The sequence below is a fragment of the Kordiimonas lipolytica genome, assembly GCF_001550065.1.
Genome location: NZ_LRUB01000007.1, coordinates 119,245 through 141,586 on the forward strand (window position 1 = coordinate 119,245; position 22,342 = coordinate 141,586).

The following is a 22,342-nucleotide window of genomic DNA, read 5'->3' on the forward strand; positions in this document are numbered from 1 at the left end:
ACAGTTACAGCCTAAATGTTACAATTGCGTGACGGTCCTACTCAGGCTGCTTTTGAGCAACCGGGAGCTTGAAGGAAAACTCAGTTCCCTTGCCAACTTCACTCTTGATGTCGAGGTTTGTATCATGCCGCAAGAGAATATGTTTTACAATTGCAAGCCCAAGGCCTGTGCCGCCCATTTTACGGGAGCGCGCGGTGTCAACGCGGTAAAATCGCTCGGTAAGCCTTGCTAGATGCTCCTGTGATATTCCAGGGCCTTCATCGCGAATCCTGATCTGAATGCGCTTATTGTCCAAAGTCGGCGTGGCGCTGATATGGACGGTGCTATCGGGATCGCAATATTTCGACGCGTTAGAAAGCAGGTTGATGAAAACCTGAGTGAGCTGATCTCCATCACCGCGAATCTGCGGCATGTTTTCAGAAATGTTACAGTCCATGGTGATGTTGCGGGCTGCAGCACCAGGCTGAATGGCGCCAACGGTATTCACGATCAGCTTCTTGATATCAACTTCCATCTCCGGCGCGACATAGCGCGTCATCTCGATTCGGGAAAGCGATAGAAGGTCATCGATCAATCGGACCATACGCTCCGCTTCCGTTTGCATGATGCCCAGGAAGCGACCATGGGCATCTTTATCATCCGCAGCGGGTCCAATCAGTGTCTCAATGAAACCGAGGATGGATGTCAGTGGCGTTCTCAGTTCATGGCTTGCGTTCGCGACGAAGTCGGCGCGCATCTGTTCCGCCCTGATCAGGCTTGTCACCTCATAGAAAAACAGCACGGCTTCGGGCTGCCGTTCTTCCTGTTTCTGGTGGGGGATGGAGGCGACCGTTACATCGAAAATCCGGTCCTTGCTGTTCGTATAGCGCACTACCTGAAAATCGTTGCCTGGGCTGGACAAAACCTTCTCAAGAGCGGTTATGAACTCCACCTGCCGCAGGTAAAATGTCGCGTCATTCCCAACAATATCTTCGCCCAGTAGCTCCTTTGAGGCGAGGTTGGCGACAAGGATGCGGTGATCGGCATCAATCAGCATGAAGGGGGAGGGGAGTTGGTCCAGAGCCTTAGCGCGAATGGAGACGGACGTTGGTCTTTTTGCCCGTTTCCGTTTTTGTATTGCTGCTCTCCTGGCTTCCAGTTCTTCAAACCTGCGTCGGACCGATAGCTGAACAAGACAGGCAGTCGTCACACCGGCGACGATAACCGCACCAAGGAATGACAATTGGCCGAATGACCACATCAGTGCCAGAGTAAATACAATAGCAACAATGATTGTGCGCTCGTTAAGCAGCGCCATATATGTTTTCGATTGAGGGGCCATTATGTCAGCGTCCTGGAATGTATCCGTGCGTCCCACCATCTGGTGCACAAACAGAAAAGTCAGCTTTCCCTTAATTTACATAGTTTGCACTTTTGTGAAGGTTTTGTTACTCGATTTATTTATTATCCAGAAATAGCGAATCTGTTGATATTCAGTATTTTTCGCCTAGACCGGCGTAAGAAAACGCTGTTAAACTCGAATTAATTAAATTTTTGCATAATTTTCCATGCCTGTAAGTTTGGAGAAGTAGTCAGAGTGTCAAATAATCAGAACAAGGACGGCGATTTCCTCGCGCGGCGCCGACAGTTGCTTAAGCTGGGCGCGGCTGGTGTACCCATGGTTTTGACGCTGAAAGCTTCCGCGACACAGCCGATCCATTCGGCGCTGGACTGCGCCTTCGTCATTCATGACACGGTTAAGATCCTTGTCGATGCTGACGGCAAGGCATGGATGGGTGACGGTAACATCCGGGAAAAGAACGGGAAATATAAGTCCCAGGACATTGAGCAGTTCAAAAACAACGCTGATTATGTTTTCCCCGAATATACGGTGCCGGAACGCTTTCGCCCGGATGAATGTGAAACAGGTGGTGGGGATGATGACGGCGGTCGTGGGAATGATTGCGGCTGGGGCAACGATATAGACGACCCAGTGGGCGACAATGACGACCAAGACAGTTGCAATGCTGATCCACCGCGCGAAACTCCTTGGTTTGAAGAAGAGGGCGAGGACGGCGAGCCCGGTAATCGACCGAATGGATACAGCGGTAATGGGAATGATTGGCGTCATGGCGGCGGCCATGGCGGTGGCAGCGGTGATGACGATGATGACGGCGGGGGCAATGGTGGCTGGACAGACTGTTACAAGGTCTATGAAATCGACCGAAATACAACGATTACGCCATCAGATTATCTGAACGGCAACGGTAACTGGAGTTTGAACGGACCTACCGGGCTTTATCTGTTGCTCGCCGGTAAATATCTGGACACTTACGGCAATGACGGTGGCTTCCCTGGCATTTCCTGTTTGTTATCCATCCTCAACTATCTGGAAATGCAGTAGACGGCACAGTGTCGGCGGGCCCCAACAGCGACGATTGGGTTTGGGTCGTGAACCCGGACCATTTCATTATTCACGAGATAGGCGATACGACTTTTGTTTTTAGTCGGCTGTCTGGCACGACGCATATGCTGAATCTTGTCTCTCGCGCGATGCTCGATTTTCTCACTGACAGGCCCAAACCGCTGGGCGAGGTCGTCGCGGGGTTTGCCGATTATCTTCAGGTGCCGAAAGAAGAATGCCCATCCGGCGTCGTGCGGCGATTGTTCGACGAACTGGACGATGTAGGTCTGGTCGAGCGGGTATCACCATGACAGCACGCCCTTTAGAAACATATGTGAAGGCCGATGCGATACGGGCACTGAAGTCAGGCGCGTTGGTGCTTGAATTGGGGCCTTTCTCCACACGTGTTAAACTTTCCGACCGCCGTTCTGTCGCCTTCTTTCTGGATATGTATGCGGATTGTCTGGTCACATTGGAAGACGGCGCTCTGAGTGATTTTTCACTGACAATTCGGCCACCCAACCAGTTCAGGAAGTATTTCCGGCGCCAGATTGTACCCGATCCCGGCTTCGGTTTCCCTGCGGCTCCCTTGCCTGTAAGCATGTCACCCCTGGCGCTTGAGATGGGACTGAACCTGAGCGTGGCTCTGCAATGCTTCCGGTATGCTATATTTCACGCGGGCGTTGTTGCAGACGGTGACCAGGCACTGATCATTGCCGCCAAATCAGGTGGCGGAAAAAGCACGCTAACCGCAGCCCTTATGGAAGAAGGGTGGCGTCTGCTTTCAGACGAGTTTGCGATTCTCGATCTGGAGGAAGCATCATTGCGAGGTTATCCAAGGCCTGTATCGCTCAAGAATGCCTCCATTGATGTGGTTCGCGGCTTTGCTGGTGAAAACCAGGTCAGCGATACACTGTATGGCACACCAAAGGGATCGATTGCCTATAGGCGTCCTCGCCGCGGCGATCTTGAGAGAATGGCCTTGCCCGCTCGACCAAGGGTGATTGTGTTTCCAGCCTTTACGGAAGGGGCGGCACCAAGGTGCCAGGAAATTGACCTGGCAGATACCGCTATGCAGTTGATCGCGAGCTCCCCGAACTATCAGGTGATTGGCGAGCGTGCATTCACCGGGCTCATGACCATGCTGGACGGCATGAAAGCCTATGAGATCGAGTATGGCTCAACGGAAGACAGCCTCGCACTGGTGAGTGACCTGTGGCGGAGGCATGTTTCATGACTAGGCGTCGTGGTGACATAAAATCCTTCTTCTGTATTGCTACCGGAAGGGCGGTGCTGCCCGACACGCCAAGCGATTTGGCCGGTTTTGTGGCTTGGGCTCAGGAAAGTCATATTCTGGGGCAGGTGGCCGCAGTAGTGACTGCGGAAGTGGGCTCAAAGCTGAATGACATACTGGAAAACGCGCGGTTGAGAAGCAGTTATGACAGGCGAATGCTAACCTTTGAAACCAATCGTGTCAGGCGTGCCCTGATGGGCGCGGACATACAGCCCATTCTTCTCAAGGGAAGCGCTTATGTTGCGGAACATTTGTTGGCCGGGATTGGGCGGCGGGTCAGCGATATTGATATCCTTGTGCCGGAAGAGCACCTTAAGGAGACGGAAAAGCTGCTGGGGCAGGCGGGCTGGCGCGCTGAGGAAAGCACCGCTGGGGCGTATGATCAGCAATATTATCGTCGCTGGATGCATGAACTGCCGCCGCTAAGGCACGAAACCAGGCGGACGCTGATCGATGTGCACCACAGGCTGTTGCCGCGGACATCCCGCATCCGTCCTGATCATCTCAAACTGATGGCGGATGCACGGTTGGTTGAAAGCAGCGATCTGATGGTCTTTTCGCCAACCGACCGCTTCATTCATTCCGCGATTCATATTTTTGGTGATGGTGCCTTCGAGACGCCTGCGCGAAGCTTTATCGAACTGTTTTATCTCTACAGCGATTTGACGGGCGCTGAGAAACGAAGCCTTATGCCGCGGGCAAAGGATGTCGGGGCCGAAACTCCTGTCCGGGAAGCCCTTTGGATGCTTGGCGAGTATTTTGACGTTCAGGCCGAAGGGGGAAAGGCACCCTGGCTACTGAAATGGTGCATTCGGACAGTTACAGATGGCCAAGGGGGCCTGGTTTATCTGGCGAACGCGCTGCTGTATGTGAGAAGCCACTATATGCGAATGCCGCTGCCGCTCCTTGCGGGACACTTGTGGAAAAAGGTTCTCAGGCGCGTTTGATGAGGCCTGGGAGCTCTGTCAGGCTGTCGATAATTCGGTCGGGCTGCAGGTCTTTCACCGGTGTTTGAGAATAACCGAAGCTGACGGCAATGGCAGGTACGCCAGCGGCTTTTGCGGCCTCGATATCCGGGCGGCTGTCACCGACCATTACTATCGGGCCTTCTCCAGGCATCTTGCTGGCCGTCTCCAATATATGCCGTGGGTCCGGCTTTTTGAAATCAAAGCTGTCGCCGCCGCTAACGGCGCCGAATAGGTCAATTATCCCAAGGTTTTCCAGAATTGGTTCGGTCAATAGTATCGGCTTGTTCGTGCATATGCCCAGGTCAATGCCGGTGTCGCGAAAATGCTGAAGCATGTCCAGCGCACCGTCAAAAAGGCGGGTATGGGCAGTGATGTTGTTGCTGTAATAGTCCAGGAAGACCGGCCGTAACTCTTCTGGGGTATATTCGTTGCCGTCGCCCGTGGCTTCAAGCCCCAGCTGAATCAGGCGAAGCGCTCCATAGCCTACCATGTGCCTGACCTGATCAAGCGTTACCGTGTCCCGCCCAATATGCCGCAGCGTATGGTTGGTGGCAGCGTGCAGGTCTGGGGCGCTATCAATCAGGGTACCGTCGAGGTCGAAAATAATCTTCCGGGCAGGAAACAGGGACATTGATCAGCTTTCTCAAAAGTTTCACGCACTGGTCTTGAAAGGCCGTTACAGTGTGTAAAGAAAGACAGCCTGTTGTGAAAGGCAAGAATTCGTCTGCAGTAAATATCCGCGAATACTGTTACATAAGAAACTGTGGAAATGGCTGAAAAAGGCCGTTAAGGCTTGCTTTCCAAGGATGAGCCCTATTATATGTGAGGCTTATGAAATTGCCGAAAACGGCATGATATTGAAATAATCCTGCACAAGTTTGTGCTGTGAAGTTGAGGTAAAGTGATGAGTGAGTGGCGTCCAGACAGCTGGAGAACCCGGCCGATTGTACAGGTCCCGGACTATCCTGACGGAGATGTGCTGAAAAAGGTTGAAGAGGAACTTTCCTCCTATCCACCGCTCGTCTTTGCAGGCGAGGCGCGCCATCTTAAGTCCCAGCTTGCCGATGTGGCTGAAGGCAAGGCCTTTTTGCTGCAGGGCGGTGACTGTGCGGAAAGCTTTGCTGAGTTTCACCCGAACAATATTCGCGATACCTTCCGTGTGCTGCTGCAAATGGCGGTGGTGTTGACCTTTGCGGCGAGCTGCCCGGTGGTCAAAGTGGGCCGCCTCGCGGGCCAGTTCGCCAAGCCTCGCTCCAGCAACATAGAAGCCAAGGATGGTGTTGAACTGCCAAGCTACCGCGGCGACATTATTAACGGCCCAGCGTTTGATGCGGAATCCCGCATTCCTGACCCGAACCGTATGCTGCGGGCTTACAGCCAATCTGCCGCCACGCTCAATCTGTTGCGCGCTTTTGCGCAGGGCGGCTATGCCAACCTGATGTCAGTACACCGCTGGAATTTGGATTTTGTGTCCCAATCTGCGGCGGGCGACAAATATAAGGAACTGGCAGACCGCATCGGCGAAGCGCTCAACTTTATGGAAGCGTGCGGCATCAACCCGAACGATGTGCGCCAGCTCCAGGGTACAGATTTTTACACCAGCCATGAAGCGCTCCTTTTGGGGTATGAGCAGGCCTTGACCCGCGTGGACAGCACGACAGGCGATTGGTACGATACGTCTGCCCATATGCTTTGGGTGGGGGACCGCACGCGCCAGCTTGACGGCGCGCATCTTGAGTTCTTAAGCGGCATCGGTAACCCGATCGCGGCCAAGGTTGGACCGACGACGGAAGTGGATGGCCTGCTGAAGCTTATTGATACTCTGAACCCGAAAAACGAAGCCGGTCGCCTGACGCTGATCACCCGTTTTGGCGCTGACAAGGTTGAGGAACACCTGCCGAAGTTACTGCGGGCCGTTCAGGCCGAAGGCAAGAAGGTTGTTTGGTCCTGTGATCCGATGCACGGCAATACGAAAACGTCCAATGGTGGTCTCAAGACACGCCCATTTGACCGCGTACTCAAGGAAGTCCGCCAGGTATTTGCCTGCCACCGCGCCGAAGGCACCTACGCGGGCGGTATTCACCTTGAGCTGACGGGCCAGAATGTGACGGAATGTATCGGTGGCGCCGTGGCGATCACGGAAGACAGCCTGTCTTCGCGCTATAACACGCACTGTGACCCGCGTCTGAACGCCAGCCAGTCGATTGAGATGGCCTTCCTTCTGGCCGAGGCCCTGAAGGAAGAGCGGGAAGCATTGGCCAAAACGGCGGCTGCGTAAAAAGGGCACACCGGTAGGGGCCGTATGGCACAAAAGGGCACACCCATAGGGCCCAAAATGTGAATTTTCCGGATGACGGCGTCGCAGGCTTGCGGCGCCGTCTTTGTTTGAGTTTCAGGTGCGGCTGGCAAAAGCCAGGCGGACAGCAAGCCTGCGGATTTGCCCTGGCTGACGCTTCGAGAGGCGATCAGCAGCATGTCTGGGCCAGGTGTTATGGTAAGCGCGAGGCTGGCGGCGGAAAACAGAAAAAGTGTGGAAAGGTCCGGCATAAATAATTCCTTTAATATCAAGCCGGATCCGCACCATGACAGATAATGAAAATGCGACAAGCTGGGCCTTAACCCACGCATGATTTTCTTTGTCTTGTCCCCACACGCCAAGAAGGGTAAAAGCGCGTCATGACTGATGCTTTATCCATATATCTGGTGCAGATGAACCCGACGGTGGGCGCGATTGCTGCCAACGTCGATCTGATTAGGGCTGCATACGAGCGCGCTCATAAGGCTGGCGCTGATCTGGTGCTGACGCCTGAGCTATCCGTTGTGGGCTATCCCCTTGAAGATCTGGTGCTGAAACCTTTCTTCGTGCGGTCATCCATGCGCGCGGTAGACGAACTGGCAGAGATGACAGCAGGAGACGGCAAGCCGGGGCTGATTATCGGCAGTCCCTGGTTTGACGGCGAAGTGCTCCATAACGCAGTCCTTTTGTTGGAAGGCGGCGAGATTTCGGCCATCCGCTACAAGCATGACCTGCCTAACTACGGTGTGTTTGACGAAAAGCGGGTGTTTAAGCCCGGCGCGCCAACGGTTCCCGTGGACTTTCGCGGCTTCCGCCTTGGCGTCATGATCTGCGAAGATATGTGGTTCCCGACCATTGCAAATAACCTGAAGGATCACGGCGCTGAAATCCTGTTGGTGCCGACGTGCAGCCCGTTTGAGCTGGACAAGCACCCCGAGCGGATTGTTCACGCCCGCAACCGGGTGGATGAAACCGGATTGCCGCTGGTGTTCTGCAATGAAATGTGCGGTCAGGACGAATTGGTGTTCGAAGGCGGCAGTTTCGTGATGAATGCTGACGGCAATGTCCCTGTGCAGATGGAATTCTGGGCGGAGGCTGAACTGCGGACCGAATGGACCCGTGCCGACAGCGGCCTGAAGTGCACAACAAAATATCAGGTTCCGATGCCGGATCATTACACCAGCATGTATCAGGCGATGGTGCTGGGTTTGAAGGACTATGTTCACAAGAACCGCTTCCCCGGCGTTATCTTGGGCCTGTCTGGCGGGATCGACAGTGCGCTGTCTGCGGCTGTGGCGGTGGACGCGCTGGGGGCGGACAAGGTTCACTGTGTGATGATGCCGTCAAAGTATACGTCCGGCGAAAGCCTGGGGGACGCGGAAGACTGCGCAAAGGCACTGGGTGTTCAGTACGATGTGATCGCGATCAAGCCGGGTGTGGAGGCGTTTGACGAGATGCTCTCTGATGTCTTTAAGGACACCCAGCCCGATACGACGGAAGAGAATATCCAGTCGCGCCTTCGCGGGCTTGTGTTGATGTCGCTGTCCAATAAGTTCGGCAAGATGGTGCTGACAACGGGCAACAAGAGTGAGATGAGCGTTGGATACGCCACACTTTACGGCGACATGTGCGGTGGCTACAGCGTTCTGAAGGATGTCTACAAGCTGGATGTGTTTGCTCTGTCGCGTTGGCGGAACGAGAATGTGCCTGTGGGGGCGCTTGGGCCATCGGGCGAAGTGATCCCGGAAAATATCATCACCAAGCCGCCAACCGCCGAGCTTCGGGAAGACCAGAAGGACGAAGACAGCCTGCCATCTTACGAGGCGCTTGATGACATGCTTCGCTGCCTGGTGGACGAGGAAATGTCGGTTGACGAGATTATTGAACGCGGCCACAGCGCATCAGAGGTTGCACGAATTGAGCACCTGCTGTACATCGCCGAATACAAAAGGCGTCAGTCGCCGCCGGGCGTGAAAATCACGCGTAAGAATTTTGGCCGGGATCGCCGCTACCCCATCACCAATGGGTTCAGAAGCGCCCGCAGAACTAAATAAGTTATACATATCGGCCATCAGGCCCAGACAATTGGATAAAGACAATGACTGTTAAGGTTCGTTTTGCCCCGTCACCCACGGGCAAGCTTCATGTGGGGAATATCCGTGCTGCACTCGTGAACTGGTTGTTCGCGCGCCAGCAGGGTGGCACCTTCGTGCTGCGCATCGACGATACGGACCGCGAGCGGTCAACAAAGGAAAACGAAGAAGCCATCAAGGCCGACCTGACGTGGTTGGGCCTGAAGTGGGATGAAACCTTCAAACAGAGCGACCGTTTCGACCGCTATAACGAAGTGGTTGAGAAGCTGAAAGCCGAAGGCCGTCTTTACCCATGCTACGAGACAGCCGAAGAGCTGGACATGAAGCGCAAAATCCAGATGGGGCGCGGCAAGCCACCGGTGTATGACCGGGCGGCGCTGAACCTGACGGATGAGGAACAAGCGAAGCTGGAAGCCGAAGGCCGCAAGCCACACTGGCGCTTCAAGCTGATCACGCCGGCACGCGTGGACTGGACGGACATGATCCGTGGTGATGTGTCGATTGACCTTGAAGCGCTTTCGGACCCAATCCTGATCCGCGAGGACGGCTCCTTCCTTTATACGCTGCCAAGCGTGGTGGATGATGTTGATTACGGCATCACGCACATTGTGCGCGGCGAAGACCACACCACCAACTCTGCCGTTCAGGTGCAGATTTTTGAAGCTGTAGGCGGCAAGGCGCCACAGATGGCGCACTTTGCATTGCTGACAGGCAAGGGCGGCGAAGGCCTTTCCAAGCGCCACGGTGCCATGTCGATTGAAGAATACCGCGATGAGGCAGGTATCGAGCCAATGGCGATCGTGAGCCTGCTGGCGCGTGTGGGTACATCTGAACCCATTGAACCATTCGTTGACCCACAGCCGCTGATCGAGGGTTTCGATTTTGGCAAGTTTGGCCGCGCGACCGCCAAGCTGGACCCCGCTGACCTGGATATCCTGAACGCGAAAATCCTGCATATGATGCCTTATACTGCGGTGGCTGACCGCCTTGACGGTGTATCGGAAGACATGTGGCTTGCGCTGCAGCCGAACATCAACAAGCTTGCGGACGTTGCCGAGCTGAAGAAGATCATTGATGGCCCGGTTGAACCAAAAATCGAAGACGCCGACCATATCGCCAAAACGCTGGAATTGCTGCCTGAGGGCGAGCTGACGGCAGATAGCTGGCAGGCCTGGACGGGTACGATCAAGGAAGCGACTGGCGTTAAAGGTCGTGGCCTATTCATGCCGCTTCGCCAGGCACTTACGGGCCAGGACCATGGCCCTGACATGGGAATGCTGCTGCCGCTGATCGGCCGCGACAAGGTTGTCGCGCGGCTTTCTGGCCAAACCGCATAAAAGGGGGCTGCTGTGACCGAGATACGGGTCTACAACACGCTGGCGCGCGAGAAACAGGTTTTTAGGCCCATTGATCCGCAAAACGTCCGCATGTATGTGTGTGGGCCCACGGTCTATGACTATGCCCACATCGGCAACGCCCGCCCTGTGGTGGTGTTCGACATGCTGTTCCGCCTGCTTCGGCACGTTTATGGCGATGACCATGTGACCTATGCCCGTAATATCACCGATATTGACGACAAGATCATGGAGCGGGCGGTCAAGGACGGTACGTCGATCAAGGCCGTGTCAGCCAAATACGCCAAAATATATCAGGAAGACATGCGCATGATGGGCGCGCTGGACCCTACGATCCAGCCAAAGGCGACCGAGCACCTTCCTGAAATGATCAAGATGATGCGTAAGCTGATCGAGGACGGTCACGCCTATGAGGCGGAAGGCCACGTGATGTTCAACGTGCCGTCCATGGAAAATTATGGCCGTCTTTCGCGCCATAGCCGGGACGAACTGGTGGCCGGCGCCCGTGTGGAAGTAGCGCCCTACAAGCGCGATCCAGCAGATTTCGTGATGTGGAAGCCGTCCTCGGAAGATCAACCCGGTTGGGGCAGCCCATGGGGGCGCGGTCGTCCGGGCTGGCACCTTGAGTGCTCCTGCATGATCGAAAAGCATCTGGGTGAAACGATAGATATCCATGGCGGCGGGCAGGACCTGATTTTCCCGCACCATGAAAATGAGATTGCGCAAAGCGAATGCTCGCACGGCAAACAGTTCGTGAACTATTGGATGCATAACGGCTACCTCACGGTGGACGGTGAGAAGATGTCCAAGTCTTTGGGTAACTTCCATACGGTGCATGACCTTGTGGCAGAGTTTCCGGGCGAGGCATTGCGCCTTAGCCTGTTGACGGCCCATTACCGCCAGCCGGTTGATTTCTCGCTCGATAGCACGCGCGAGCAAAAGCGCCGCCTGGACCGTTGGTACCGCCTGACAGACGGTGTTGAGGCTGCCTCTGATGTGCCTTCAAGCGTGATCGATGCGCTCGCGGATGATCTGAATACGCCGAAGGCGATCGCGGCCCTTGATGCACTTGCCGCACCTGAGACCGCAGCCGAGCTGAAGGCGGGCGCCCAGTTCATGGGCCTTCTGATGCAGGAGCCGAGCGACTGGTTCCAGAGCTTCTCTGATGAGCAAACTGCATGGATCGAGGCGAATACCGCCAAATATAACGAAGCCCGTGCAGCCAAGGATTTCGCGACTGCGGATGCCCTTCGTGATGAAGCCGCGGCCCTGGGCCTGGTGATCGAAGTGGGCCCGGACGGCGTGAAATGGCGCAAGGCTGACTGATGCCTGAGGTGACACAACAACCTGCCATCATTCTGGTACGGCCACAGCTTGGTGAGAATATCGGCAAGGCAGCGCGTGCGATGCTCAATTTCGGCCTGACGGAAATGCGCCTGGTGGCTCCGCGTGACGGGTGGCCCAACCCAGCTGCAGGCCCTGCCGCCGCCGGTGCGGATATCATTCTGGATCAGGCGAAGGTCTATGACACGGTCGAAGACGCTGTTTCTGACTGCAATCATGTGTATGCAGCAACAGTGCGTGACCGCGATATGCCGAAGCCGGTGGTTACTCCGCGTGAGATGGCGGCCCAGATGCACAGCCAGATCAAGGAAGGCGCCAAATCCGCAATTCTATTCGGGCCAGAGCGCTCAGGCCTCACCAATGATGACGTTGTGTTGGCAGATACGGTACTGACTGTGCCGGTCAACCCGGAATTCGGCAGTCTCAACCTGGCGCAGGCCGTGATACTGGCAGCCTATGAGTTCCATACATTTGCCGACCAAACCCCGGCTTATCAATCCGCCCATGAAGACCCGCTGGCCAACAAAGATGAACTGTTGGGCCTGATGGAGCACATGGAAAGAGAGCTTGAGAAAAAGGGTTATTTCCGGTCCGAAGGCCGCAGGAATCCCTTGCGTCGTACGCTTCGCAATCTGGTGCAGAATGCTGCGTTTTCGCGCCAGGAAGTCCATACCATGCGCGGCATCATCAAGTCGCTGTCACGACCAGTTCGGGACGACGATTAAGTCGTTCATCTGTCATACAGCGTTTCATTTGCTATAATAGTATGGCACAGAAGGTGCGTCTTTGAACAAGGAGGGCCTATGTCTGGGATTGGTGCAACACTTGCTGTGATGATGATGCTTTTTCAAGGCATTGACGATACAGGCACGGCTGTGGCCCGCCCCATTGGAGAAGTTCACCTGAACGAAACCTCAGGCAGCTATTTCCAAGTATTCGAATTCTATGGCAAGCCACCCCACACCTGGCGCCATGCAAAGCGCATGGTTCGCGGGTATCTTTACGAAGGCAGGGAAGGGCAGCTCGCCACCATCAAGGATGTGGAGACCCATTATTTCCTGTTGCTGAATTTTCCAATGATGCGAACAAGCGCCATGTGGATTGGATTGAGTGCGACCTGTAACGAAACCGCAGACCTGGCCTGGGTTGATGGTGCGAAACTGGCGGATCAGTCTTTCCGGGGGTTTGGCGATGGCGCGCTCAGGGATATCAGCCGTACTTGTCGCAGTCGTAAGGACAGCGGTATGGAAATCCCAATATTTTACGAACCTGACGCTTTCGGTGTACGCTGGCAAAAGGGCACGGATAGGCAGAATTTGACCTATATGATGGTCGAATTCCCAAAACCAGCGGACGCGGCGAGCGAAGAAGCAGAGCAGGAATAGCCTTCGCTAGTCCTGCAATAGTTTCGCCGCCATGGGCGCGAAATAGGTCAGAATGCCATTGGCGCCTGCGCGTTTGAAGGCCAGCAGCGATTCCATCATCACCGCGTCCTGATCCAACCAACCATTCTGGGCCGCGGCCATCAGCATCGCGTATTCACCCGATACTTGATAGGCATATGTGGGGACGCCGAAAATGTCTTTCACATCGCGCACGATATCAAGGTACGGCATGCCGGGTTTGACCATCACGCTGTCGGCGCCTTCAAGGATATCCTGTTCAACCTCCCGAAGGGCCTCGGCGCGGTTGGCTGGGTCCATCTGGTAGGTTTTCTTGTCGCCCTTCAGGGCCCCCTTGCTGCCAACGGCATCTCGGAACGGCCCATAGAAAGCAGACGCATATTTGGCGCTGTAGGCCATGATCTGCACTTGCTGGAAACCAGCTTTGTCCAATTCGCCGCGAATTGCACCGACACGGCCATCCATCATGTCGGAAGGCGCAATGATGTCAGCCCCGGCTTCAGCCTGGACCACCGCTTGCTGGACCAGAATGCCCACTGTTTCGTCATTCAGGATAACGCCGTCTTCCACAAGCCCGTCCTGGCCGTGGCTGGTATAGGGGTCTAGCGCCACATCGGCCATTAGGCCAATTTCCGGCACGGCGTCCTTGATGGCGCGCATAGCCGTGTTGATCAGATTGTCTGGGTTGAGGGCTTCGTCACCCCGTTCATCGCGCTTGCCCGTTGGCGTGTTCGGGAACAGTGCGATACAGGGAATGCCCATGTTGGCTGCTTCCTTGGCCGCATTCACTGCCGCATCAACAGACAGGCGGTTCACGCCGGGCATGGATGCCACCGGTTCTATCACGTCTTTCCCTTCACGGATAAATATCGGCCAAATCAGGTCGTCCACTGACAGATGGTTCTCCCGTACCATGCGGCGGGACCAATCTGTGGCGCGGGGGCGGCGGAGACGAGTGGAAGGAAAACGGGCAGTCATAAAGCGATCCTTGCTGAAATTTTCGCGCATCTTAGGCACGCTAACTTCTGTTTGTCACGGCTTGCTGTAAATTTGGTGTAATTTGTCGCATGGGGTGGCCATTCGTCCTTAAAATACTTCAAATTTTAGCATTAATAATCCGTTAGGACTTGTAGAGCAGATTGTTTTTAGTCAAGATTCACTAAAAATCTTCTCGAAAAGTCAGGCAAATACAATGAGCGGTTACGATTTTAACGATCCAAAGTTCCTATTTCTCGACATTCTGAGCCTTGTTGAGCGTCTTCACAGGCGACTTCTTGATGTTTTGAAGAACCATATGGAGCATATCGGCTGCAACGACCTGAACCCTGTTCAGGCCTTGCTTCTTCATAATATCGGTGAGAATGAAATGACTGCCGGTGAACTGAAGACTCGCGGTTATTATCAGGGTTCCAATGTTTCCTATAACCTTAAAAAGCTGGTGGAAATGGGATATCTGCGCCATGAACGGTCGGATTATGACCGTCGCGCGGTCCGCATTTCGCTGACCGATAAAGGGTATGAGATCCGGAAACTGATCGATGATCTCTACAAGCAGCACCTTGACGAGCTGATGCAGGACGACCTGATCAACCATGATGAGTTGAAAAATTTGCGGAAAAACCTGCGCAACCTTGAACGCTACTGGTCTGACAAGCTACACTTCGGTCTATAGAGCGTCGGACCAGGCAAAAAAGACTGGCCTTGCATTCGGGCCAGTCTATTTTTATATGCAGGTGCGACATTTTCGACGCTGGACGTTAAGCGCAGCATTGCGTTAAGAAGAGCGCGCCGATACAATTCGGATAGCTGCAAGCGAATGGACTGCCTGATGGATTATAAAAAGATCTTTGCTGACGCGATTGAAGCCGTACGCCAGGAAGGACGCTACCGCGTCTTTGCTGACATCTCGCGCGAGCGCGGCAATTTCCCAAGGGCGGTACGCCACGATGCCGGAGATAATGCCCGGGCGATCACCGTTTGGTGCTCGAACGACTATCTCGGCATGGGGCAGCATGAAACTGTGATCGGCGCCATGCACAAGGCGCTTGATGAGACAGGCGCAGGTGCAGGCGGCACACGCAACATCGCAGGCACAAACCATTACCATGTTCTGCTTGAGGAAGAGCTTGCGGACTTGCACGGCAAGGAAGCCGCGCTTCTCTTTACCTCTGGCTATATTTCCAATGAAGCGACCCTGTCGACGGTAGCCAAGCTGCTGCCGGGCTGCATTGTTTATTCTGACGAGATGAACCATGCATCCATGATCCAGGGCATCAGGAACAGTGGCGCGAAGAAACATATCTTCCGTCATAATGACCTTGAGCATCTCGAAGAACTTCTGGCAGCAAGCGACCCGTCTGCGCCGAAGTTGATAGCTTTTGAATCCGTCTATTCCATGGACGGTGACATCGCGCCGATTGGCAGGATCTGCGACTTGGCGGACAAATACGGCGCCATGACCTATCTGGACGAAGTGCATGCCGTGGGCCTTTATGGCAAGCGCGGCGGCGGTGTGTCTGAGCGTGACGGTGTTGCCGAGCGGCTAACCATCATCGAAGGCACGCTTGGCAAGGCGTTTGGTGTGATGGGTGGCTATATCACTGCCTCCAAGGCACTCGTGGATGTTGTTCGTAGCTATGCTTCGGGCTTTATTTTCACCACAGCGCTGAGCCCTGTTTTGGCGGCTGGCGCCTTGGCGAGTATTCGCCACCTGAAGGCCAGCAATGCAGAGCGTGAGCAGCATCAGGAACGGGCTGCGAAACTGAAGGCACTGTTGAAAGACGCCAACCTGCCGGTGATGGACAGCGAAAGCCACATCGTGCCGGTGTTCATTGGTGATCCGGTGTTGTGCAAGGATGTTTCAGACATTTTGCTGAATGAATTTGGCATTTATGTTCAACCGATCAATTACCCGACGGTCCCACGGGGGACTGAGCGCCTGCGTTTTACGCCAGGCCCGCTTCATGACGACAATGTTATGGAAGCCCTGGTGGCGGCTCTTAGCGAAGTTTGGGGGCGCCTGCATCTCAAGCGCGAGGTAGGCTGAAGGGGAAGGCCAGATGGCTTCGCCTGATAGTGTCATCGTTGAATTTGTCCGTGTTGGGAACTCCATACGCGTCAGTGCCGTTTGTACGCGCACGGGACGTGAGGTGCAGATTGTCGGCGATCCGCGTGCCAGCCAGAAAGAGCTGGAGGCCATCGCGGTCAGAAAGCTGCGCTATGTGATGGAACGTGACGCCAAAAAGGCAGAGGCACAAAAAAAGGGGCTGACCATATAGGTTGCCCCTTTGTTGGTTTTTTCTAGGCCAGATCTAGCGTTTCTTGCCCTTAACGCTTCTTCCCAAGGCCGATTTTCTTGGCGAATTCAGACCGTTTGGCGGCGTAATTTGGTGCCACCATGGGGTAGTCTACTGGCAGGCCCCATTTCGCGCGATACTCTTCCGGCGTCATGCCATAGCGGGTACGCAGGTACCGTTTCAGCATCTTAAGTTTCTTGCCGTCTTCAAGGCAGATAATATGGTCATTGGTGTATGACTTGTTCACCGGTACGGCCGGCTTCTGGCTGCTAGAGCCATTAGCGCCGGGTTGTCCACCAAGTCCCGTAAGGGTGGAATGCACTGTCTTGATAACTTCGGGCAGATCACCTGAATCAACTGTATTGTTGCTGACATAGGCTGCGACAATATCTGTCACAAGACCCAGCATCAGCTCGCCTGAATCGGTTGGAGTGTCAAAAGTCGACATTAATTCGTTGCTCCAATTTCTTAAGTTTTTCGAGCTTTTATTGCCGCATTTTGTTGGTGATTACAACATCAAATGGTTGTTCTTTCACAATTTATTTGTTAATAAACAGTTAACCATGATGCCGCCAAGTAATACTTCCGCTTAATTGTATAATTAGTGAATTTCATACATGCCGCTTGATGCGCGCTTGGGTTCCAGCCTTTTATATGATAATCAGGCCGCGTTTTCCCGACGCAGCTCTATGCTGCGAGCCCCTTTGACCTATGAGGCGTACAATGGCATCCGAGACAATTGCAATTGCTTGCGATCACGCAGGTTTTGACCTGAAAGAGTCCCTTAAAAAAGAGCTGACTGAGCGCGGCTTTGACGTGTTGGATTTGGGCACAAACGGCCCGGATTCTGTTGATTACCCAGATTTTGGCGTAGCCATGGGTGATGCGATCGCAGAAGGCAAGGTAAGACGGGGTGTGCTTGTATGTGGGTCCGGTATCGGAATATCCATCGCAGCCAACAGGAACCCCGCGGTGCGGGCTGCACTCTGCCAGAACGGATTGATGGCCAAGCTTAGCCGCCAACATAATGACGCCAACGTACTGGCGCTTGGTTCTCGCCTTATCGGTATTGAAACCGCAATTGACTGCCTCGATGCATTCCTGAATACAGCCTTTGAAGGCGGCCGCCACCAAAGGCGAGTCGACAAACTGGGCGCATAAAGCTAAACCCGACATACTTGTTTATCTATATTCGTAAGGGCCCACCAACGATGACTAGTTTTACCCAACCAGGTTTCTTTACTTCCCATCTGTCCGAAACCGATCCAGAACTTTTGAATTCCGTAACTGGCGAACTCGAGCGCCAGCAAGGTCAGATTGAACTGATCGCCTCTGAAAATATCGTCAGCCGTGCTGTACTTGAAGTCCAAGGCTCTGTTCTGACCAACAAATATGCGGAAGGGTATCCTGGCCGCCGCTATTATCAGGGCTGTCATCACGTGGATGTGGCAGAAAACCTTGCTATCGAACGTGCTAAGAAGCTGTTTGATGCAGGCTTCGTGAACGTGCAGCCACACTCTGGCGCGCAAGCGAACGGTGCGGTGATGCTGGCGCTGGCAAAGCCAGGCGACACCATCATGGGTATGAGCCTGGATGCCGGCGGCCACCTGACACATGGCGCAGCCCCGGCGCTTTCCGGTAAATGGTTCAATGCAGTTCAGTATGGCGTTCGCCGCGAAGACGCGCAGATCGATTATGATCAGGTTGCGGAAATGGCGCTTGAGCACAAGCCAAGCATCATTATCGCTGGCGGCTCGGCCTACCCACGCGTGATTGACTTCAAGCGCTTCCGCGAGATCGCCGACAGCGTCGACGCGCTGTTGATGGTCGATATGGCACACTTTGCCGGCCTTGTGGCTGGCGGTGTGCACCCGAACCCGCTTGAGTATGCTGATGTTGTAACCACAACGACCCACAAAACGCTGCGTGGCCCACGTGGCGGTATGATCCTTACCAACCGTGAGGATATTTCCAAGAAGATCAACTCTGCAGTATTCCCTGGCCTGCAGGGCGGCCCGCTGATGCATGTGATTGCTGCCAAGGCCGTGGCGTTCGGTGAAGCGCTGCGCCCTGAATTCAAGGAATACGCGGCGCAAGTGGTAAAGAATGCGAAAGTTCTGGCTGACAAACTGAAAGCCAATGGCTTTGATATCGTCTCTGGTGGCACCGATACGCACGTTGTGCTGGTTGACCTGCGTCCGAAGGGGCTGACGGGCAAGGCAGCTGACGAGGCGCTTGAGCGCGCTCACATGACCTGTAACAAGAATGGTGTTCCGTTTGATCCGGAGAAGCCGTTTATCACTTCAGGCATCCGTCTGGGGACGCCTGCGGGCACGACCCGCGGCTTCGGTGAAGAAGAGTTCGGGCAGATCGCTGACATGATTACGGAAGTGCTCGATGGTCTGGCTGCCAACCCTGAAAACAACGATGCAGCAGAAGCCGTAGCGCGCGATAAGGTCGCTGCCCTTTGTGCACGCTTCCCAATCTATAGTGAACTCGGATAAGCTTGATCACAAGATGGTGTGGGTGCATTATCCCCACACCATCACTGACCAAAATAAGATTCCAGGGGAGTAGGGGGCGTTATGCGTTGTCCGTTTTGTCAAAACGAAGACACTCAGGTTAAGGACAGCCGTCCGACAGACGACAAGTCTGCGATCCGGCGTCGGCGGTTCTGTCCAGCATGTGGGGCAAGGTTCACTACATTTGAGCGTGTTCAACTGCGTGAACTGACAGTAATCAAAAAGACTGGCCGGCGAGTGCCCTTTGAGCGCGCCAAGCTCGAACGCTCTCTTGATATCTCGTTGCGCAAACGTCCGGTTGATCCGGATCGGGTTGAACGGATGATCAATGGAATCGTACGCCGACTCGAATCAATGGGTGAGAACGAGATTGATTCGGGTGAAATTGGTCGTTTAGTCATGGAAGGGCTCGAGAGCCTCGATCAAGTCGCATATGTGCGTTACGCGTCCGTATACAGAAACTTCCGCGAAGCCTCGGATTTTGAAAAATTCCTGGGCAAGATGACTGGCACGGAAGACGAGGCCTTTTCCGAAGAACCCTGATAGGGAGGCTTGATTGGCGTCAGCATCACTTGATCAATCCTATATGAAGGCTGCGCTTGGGCTTGCCCGGCGTGGCCTTGGTAATGTTGCCCCCAATCCGGCTGTTGGCTGTATCCTGGTAAAAGATGGTTTGGTTGTTGGCCGTGGCTGGACCCAGCCGGGCGGTCGGCCGCATGCTGAAACTGTGGCGCTGGCGCAGGCTGGTGCCGCAGCAGAAGGCGCGACAGCCTATGTCACACTGGAGCCTTGTGCCCACCACGGTGAAACCGGCCCCTGTGCAGAGGCCTTGGTTGCGGCGGGCATCAGCCGCTGTGTGATTGCGGTTTCTGATCCCGATATGCGGGTTTCGGGAAAGGGCATAGCCATTCTCGCCAAAGCCGGTATCGAAACTGTGAACGGGGTTTGTGAAAAAGAAGCGGCTGAACTGAACCGCGGGTTTTTCTGGCGTGTCAGCCGTAATAGGCCGCTGTTCACACTGAAGATGGCCAGCAGCCTTGATGGTCGGATCGCCCTTGAAAACGGCGAAAGCAAGTGGATAACGGGGGTAGAAGCGCGGGCGTATGGCCATATGCTGCGCGCGCGCCATGACGGCATCCTCGTTGGGATAGGTACCGTTCTAGCTGACGATCCTTCGTTGGATTGCCGGTTGCCTGGATTGGAATTGCATTCGCCAGTGCCTATCGTGCTGGATACCGGATTGAGGCTGTCGCCATCGCACAAGTTGGCGGAATGGGCGTCTGTGCGCGGTACAATTCTTATCCATCAAGTGCGGGACGCTGCCAAAGAGAAGGCGCTTCAGGAAAAAGGCGTGGATACAGTCGCGGTTGATGACACCCGTGATCTTGAAGAGGTATCAGCTGTTTTGGCAGGGCGCGGCCTCACGAGGGTACTGGTTGAAGGTGGGGGGCAGGTGCATGCCTCTTTTCTGAAAGCAGGAATTGCCGACAGGGTCGAGCATTTCTGCGCTGGTAAAGCCATCGGTGCAGAGGGAAGGCCGGCAATTGGACCCCTTGGCCTTGCCAGCTTGGGGGATGCGCCCCATTTTAATCTTCATGCAATTCGGCATCTGGGGCCGGATATACTTGCATCATACGTTAAGGCGGAGTAACTCAGGCGCATGTTTACCGGAATTGTTACAGATGTAGGGCGCATTCGCGCCGTTGAAGGCGGCGCAGACAAACGCGTGACGCTTGAAACTGCCTTTGATATGTCCTCAGTGGACATTGGCGCCTCCATTGCCTGCGCGGGTGTTTGCCTGACGGTGGTGGATAAAGACAATGGCTGGTTTGCTGTCGACGTTTCCGCCGAAACGCTGAAGGTCACGAACCTGGGTGACTGGGCTGAGGGCACAGAAGTCAACCTTGAGCGTTCCCTGAAATTGGGCGACGAATTGGGCGGCCATATCGTGACCGGCCACGTGGACTGTACAGGCCAGATTGTGCGCTTTGACGAGTTGGGTGAGTCTGTGGTCATGGAGATTGCAATCCCGGCAGATCACGGCACGTTCGTAGCCCAGAAGGGAAGCATCACCATCGACGGCGCTTCGCTGACAGTCAACGCGGTCGCAGACGAAGGCGGTGTAACACGTTTCTCCATCAATTTGATCCCGCATACACAGGCGGTTACCAGCTTCAGGAACAGCAAGCTTGGGGACACCGTGAATGTGGAGTTTGATATTCTGGCGCGGTATGTAGCGCGCCTGCAAAGCAGAGGGTAAGACAGTGTCAGAGAGTTTCCTGTCACCAATTGAAGATGTCATTGAGGATGCGCGCAACGGGCGCATGTACATCCTGGTGGACGATGAAGACCGCGAAAACGAAGGTGACTTGATCATCCCGGCGCAGATGGCGACACCTGACGCGATCAATTTCATGGCCAAATATGGCCGCGGCCTGATTTGCCTGCCGATGACGCGTCAGCGCATCGAAGAGCTTAAGCTGCCGCAGATGAGTAATAACAACCAGGCGCGTAATCAGACTGCCTTCACTGTATCCATTGAGGCCAAGCAAGGTGTCACCACCGGTATTTCGGCGGCGGACCGGGCGCATACCATCTCCGTTGCCATCGATAGCTCCAAGGGCGCAGACGATCTTGCGACGCCTGGCCATGTGTTCCCACTGATGGCGCAGGATGGTGGCGTGCTGATGCGCGCAGGGCATACGGAAGCATCTGTCGATATTTCCCGTCTTGCAGGCCTCAACCCGTCTGCCGTGATCTGTGAGATCATGAAGGACGACGGCACCATGGCACGCCTGCCGGACCTGATCCCCTTTGCCAAGGAACATGGCCTGAAGGTTGCGACGATCCGAGACCTTATCGCTTACCGCCTCAGGAATGATGTGTTGGTGGAGCGGGCGTCCGAAAGCGATTTTGTCCGCCAGAGCGGCAAAAAGTGGAAAGTGCTGGTTTATCGCTCCACGGCTGACACGCGCGAGACTGTAGCGCTGGTTCTGGGCGATATCGATGGGAGCAAACCGACACCCGTTCGGATGCATGCCCTCAACCCGTTTGAAGACCTTCTGGGCATGGACCATCCCCGTAGCGGCCAGCTACAGCGCGCCATGAATGCGATTGAGGACGACGGCCAAGGCGTGGTCGTTTTGTTCCCGGGACAAATTGCCATTCGTCCGTCGCAGTTGCTGGAAGGCACGCCGCCAGAGGAAGACGGCAAGGAGCGGGCGCTCAAGGATATCGGGCTGGGCTCGCAGATCCTGCTCGATATCGGCGTTCGTCACATGATTCTCTATTCCAACAGCCCGAACCACTATGTTGGTCTTGATGGCTACGGCCTGGATATCGTAGAACAGCGGAAAATTCCCGACGCCGAATAGTTGGCGCCAAAGAT

General features: G+C 54.8%; 22 protein-coding genes and 2 pseudogenes. 19 read left to right on the forward strand and 5 right to left on the reverse strand.

The window, feature by feature from the left end; all coding sequences use genetic code 11:
• Positions 1-37: 37 nt before the first annotated feature.
• Positions 38-742, reverse strand: a pseudogene (locus tag KORM41_RS22535) (sensor histidine kinase); the annotation flags it as partial.
• 834 nt (positions 743-1,576) lie between these two features.
• On the opposite strand from KORM41_RS22535, the gene KORM41_RS04335 reads away from it, so the two are divergent.
• The 4 genes from KORM41_RS04335 to KORM41_RS04350 are packed head-to-tail and all read left to right on the forward strand — an operon-like array spanning position 1,577 to position 4,624.
• Positions 1,577-2,383 carry a hypothetical protein gene (locus tag KORM41_RS04335; RefSeq protein WP_068145086.1) on the forward strand — a complete coding sequence of 269 codons (807 nt, stop codon included), beginning with the start codon at positions 1,577-1,579 and terminating at the stop codon, positions 2,381-2,383.
• A gap of 47 nt (positions 2,384-2,430) precedes the next feature.
• Positions 2,431-2,694: an HPr-rel-A system PqqD family peptide chaperone gene (locus KORM41_RS21695; protein WP_156431892.1), complete on the forward strand. Its 264-nt coding sequence runs from the start codon at positions 2,431-2,433 to the stop codon at positions 2,692-2,694.
• Positions 2,691-3,620 carry an HprK-related kinase A gene (locus KORM41_RS04345; RefSeq protein WP_068145093.1) on the forward strand — a complete coding sequence of 310 codons (930 nt, stop codon included), beginning with the start codon at positions 2,691-2,693 and terminating at the stop codon, positions 3,618-3,620. Before KORM41_RS21695 ends, KORM41_RS04345 begins: the two co-directional genes overlap by 4 nt.
• Complete coding sequence (locus KORM41_RS04350) at positions 3,617-4,624, forward strand: nucleotidyltransferase family protein (RefSeq protein WP_082719746.1); 1,008 nt, start codon at positions 3,617-3,619, stop codon at positions 4,622-4,624. The genes KORM41_RS04345 and KORM41_RS04350 overlap by 4 nt, the downstream gene beginning before the upstream one ends.
• On the opposite strand, the gene gph is transcribed toward KORM41_RS04350, so the two are convergent.
• A complete protein-coding gene (gph, locus tag KORM41_RS04355) occupies positions 4,611-5,276 on the reverse strand; it encodes a phosphoglycolate phosphatase (protein WP_068145098.1) in 666 nt (221 codons plus the stop codon). The two genes, KORM41_RS04350 and gph, sit on opposite strands and share 14 nt — an antisense overlap.
• Positions 5,277-5,549: 273 nt before the next feature.
• Here gph and KORM41_RS04360 point away from each other — a divergent pair, with 273 nt between their 5' ends.
• Entirely contained in the window at positions 5,550-6,923 is a 1,374-nt protein-coding gene (locus KORM41_RS04360) for a class II 3-deoxy-7-phosphoheptulonate synthase (RefSeq protein WP_068145103.1), read from the forward strand.
• Between the two features lie 140 nt (positions 6,924-7,063).
• Here KORM41_RS04360 and KORM41_RS22465 read toward each other — a convergent pair.
• Positions 7,064-7,192, reverse strand: a pseudogene (locus KORM41_RS22465) (LysE family translocator); the annotation flags it as partial.
• A gap of 129 nt (positions 7,193-7,321) precedes the next feature.
• Between KORM41_RS22465 and KORM41_RS04365 the strand changes: the two are divergent.
• The 5 genes from KORM41_RS04365 (at position 7,322) to KORM41_RS04385 (ending at position 13,118) form a co-directional block, all read left to right on the forward strand.
• Complete coding sequence (locus tag KORM41_RS04365) at positions 7,322-8,995, forward strand: NAD+ synthase (protein ID WP_068145106.1); 1,674 nt, start codon at positions 7,322-7,324, stop codon at positions 8,993-8,995.
• 44 nt (positions 8,996-9,039) lie between these two features.
• Entirely contained in the window at positions 9,040-10,371 is a 1,332-nt protein-coding gene (gene gltX / locus KORM41_RS04370) for a glutamate--tRNA ligase (RefSeq protein ID WP_068145108.1), read from the forward strand.
• Positions 10,372-10,383: 12 nt separating this feature from the next.
• Complete coding sequence (gene cysS, locus KORM41_RS04375; RefSeq protein WP_068145111.1) at positions 10,384-11,715, forward strand: cysteine--tRNA ligase; 1,332 nt, start codon at positions 10,384-10,386, stop codon at positions 11,713-11,715.
• Positions 11,715-12,458: an RNA methyltransferase gene (locus KORM41_RS04380; protein ID WP_068145115.1), complete on the forward strand. Its 744-nt coding sequence runs from the start codon at positions 11,715-11,717 to the stop codon at positions 12,456-12,458. The genes cysS and KORM41_RS04380 overlap by 1 nt, the downstream gene beginning before the upstream one ends.
• Positions 12,459-12,536: 78 nt before the next feature.
• Positions 12,537-13,118 (forward strand): C-type lectin domain-containing protein, encoded by a 582-nt coding sequence (locus KORM41_RS04385; protein WP_068145116.1) that lies wholly within the window; start codon positions 12,537-12,539, stop codon positions 13,116-13,118.
• Between the two features lie 6 nt (positions 13,119-13,124).
• On the opposite strand, the gene hemB is transcribed toward KORM41_RS04385, so the two are convergent.
• Positions 13,125-14,114, reverse strand: a complete 990-nt coding sequence (gene hemB / locus KORM41_RS04390; protein ID WP_197420961.1) for a porphobilinogen synthase — start codon at positions 14,112-14,114, stop codon at positions 13,125-13,127.
• A gap of 214 nt (positions 14,115-14,328) precedes the next feature.
• On the opposite strand from hemB, the gene KORM41_RS04395 reads away from it, so the two are divergent.
• The 3 genes from KORM41_RS04395 to KORM41_RS04405 all read left to right on the forward strand — a co-directional run bounded on the left by KORM41_RS04395 (position 14,329) and on the right by KORM41_RS04405 (position 16,414).
• Complete coding sequence (locus KORM41_RS04395) at positions 14,329-14,808, forward strand: MarR family winged helix-turn-helix transcriptional regulator (protein WP_068145123.1); 480 nt, start codon at positions 14,329-14,331, stop codon at positions 14,806-14,808.
• A 156-nt stretch (positions 14,809-14,964) separates the two neighbouring features.
• Positions 14,965-16,182 (forward strand): 5-aminolevulinate synthase, encoded by a 1,218-nt coding sequence (gene hemA, locus KORM41_RS04400; protein WP_068145177.1) that lies wholly within the window; start codon positions 14,965-14,967, stop codon positions 16,180-16,182.
• Between the two features lie 13 nt (positions 16,183-16,195).
• A complete protein-coding gene (locus KORM41_RS04405) occupies positions 16,196-16,414 on the forward strand; it encodes a DUF6898 family protein (protein ID WP_068145127.1) in 219 nt (72 codons plus the stop codon).
• A 49-nt stretch (positions 16,415-16,463) separates the two neighbouring features.
• Here KORM41_RS04405 and KORM41_RS04410 read toward each other — a convergent pair whose 3' ends face one another.
• Positions 16,464-16,880: a MucR family transcriptional regulator gene (locus KORM41_RS04410; protein WP_068145129.1), complete on the reverse strand. Its 417-nt coding sequence runs from the start codon at positions 16,878-16,880 to the stop codon at positions 16,464-16,466.
• A gap of 275 nt (positions 16,881-17,155) precedes the next feature.
• On the opposite strand from KORM41_RS04410, the gene rpiB reads away from it, so the two are divergent.
• The 6 genes from rpiB (at position 17,156) to ribB (ending at position 22,328) form a co-directional block, all read left to right on the forward strand.
• The gene (gene rpiB, locus KORM41_RS04415; RefSeq protein WP_068145132.1) at positions 17,156-17,593 is read left to right on the forward strand and encodes a ribose 5-phosphate isomerase B; all 438 of its coding nucleotides are present in this window, start codon (positions 17,156-17,158) and stop codon (positions 17,591-17,593) included.
• Between the two features lie 50 nt (positions 17,594-17,643).
• A complete protein-coding gene (gene glyA, locus KORM41_RS04420) occupies positions 17,644-18,936 on the forward strand; it encodes a serine hydroxymethyltransferase (protein ID WP_068145135.1) in 1,293 nt (430 codons plus the stop codon).
• Between the two features lie 81 nt (positions 18,937-19,017).
• Positions 19,018-19,497: a transcriptional regulator NrdR gene (nrdR, locus tag KORM41_RS04425; RefSeq protein ID WP_068145138.1), complete on the forward strand. Its 480-nt coding sequence runs from the start codon at positions 19,018-19,020 to the stop codon at positions 19,495-19,497.
• 13 nt (positions 19,498-19,510) lie between these two features.
• Positions 19,511-20,605, forward strand: coding sequence for a bifunctional diaminohydroxyphosphoribosylaminopyrimidine deaminase/5-amino-6-(5-phosphoribosylamino)uracil reductase RibD (ribD, locus tag KORM41_RS04430; RefSeq protein ID WP_197420962.1), 1,095 nt, complete (start codon positions 19,511-19,513; stop codon positions 20,603-20,605).
• Between the two features lie 9 nt (positions 20,606-20,614).
• The gene (locus KORM41_RS04435) at positions 20,615-21,214 is read left to right on the forward strand and encodes a riboflavin synthase (protein WP_068145141.1); all 600 of its coding nucleotides are present in this window, start codon (positions 20,615-20,617) and stop codon (positions 21,212-21,214) included.
• Between the two features lie 4 nt (positions 21,215-21,218).
• Positions 21,219-22,328, forward strand: a complete 1,110-nt coding sequence (gene ribB / locus KORM41_RS04440; RefSeq protein WP_068145143.1) for a 3,4-dihydroxy-2-butanone-4-phosphate synthase — start codon at positions 21,219-21,221, stop codon at positions 22,326-22,328.
• Positions 22,329-22,342: the final 14 nt, after the last annotated feature.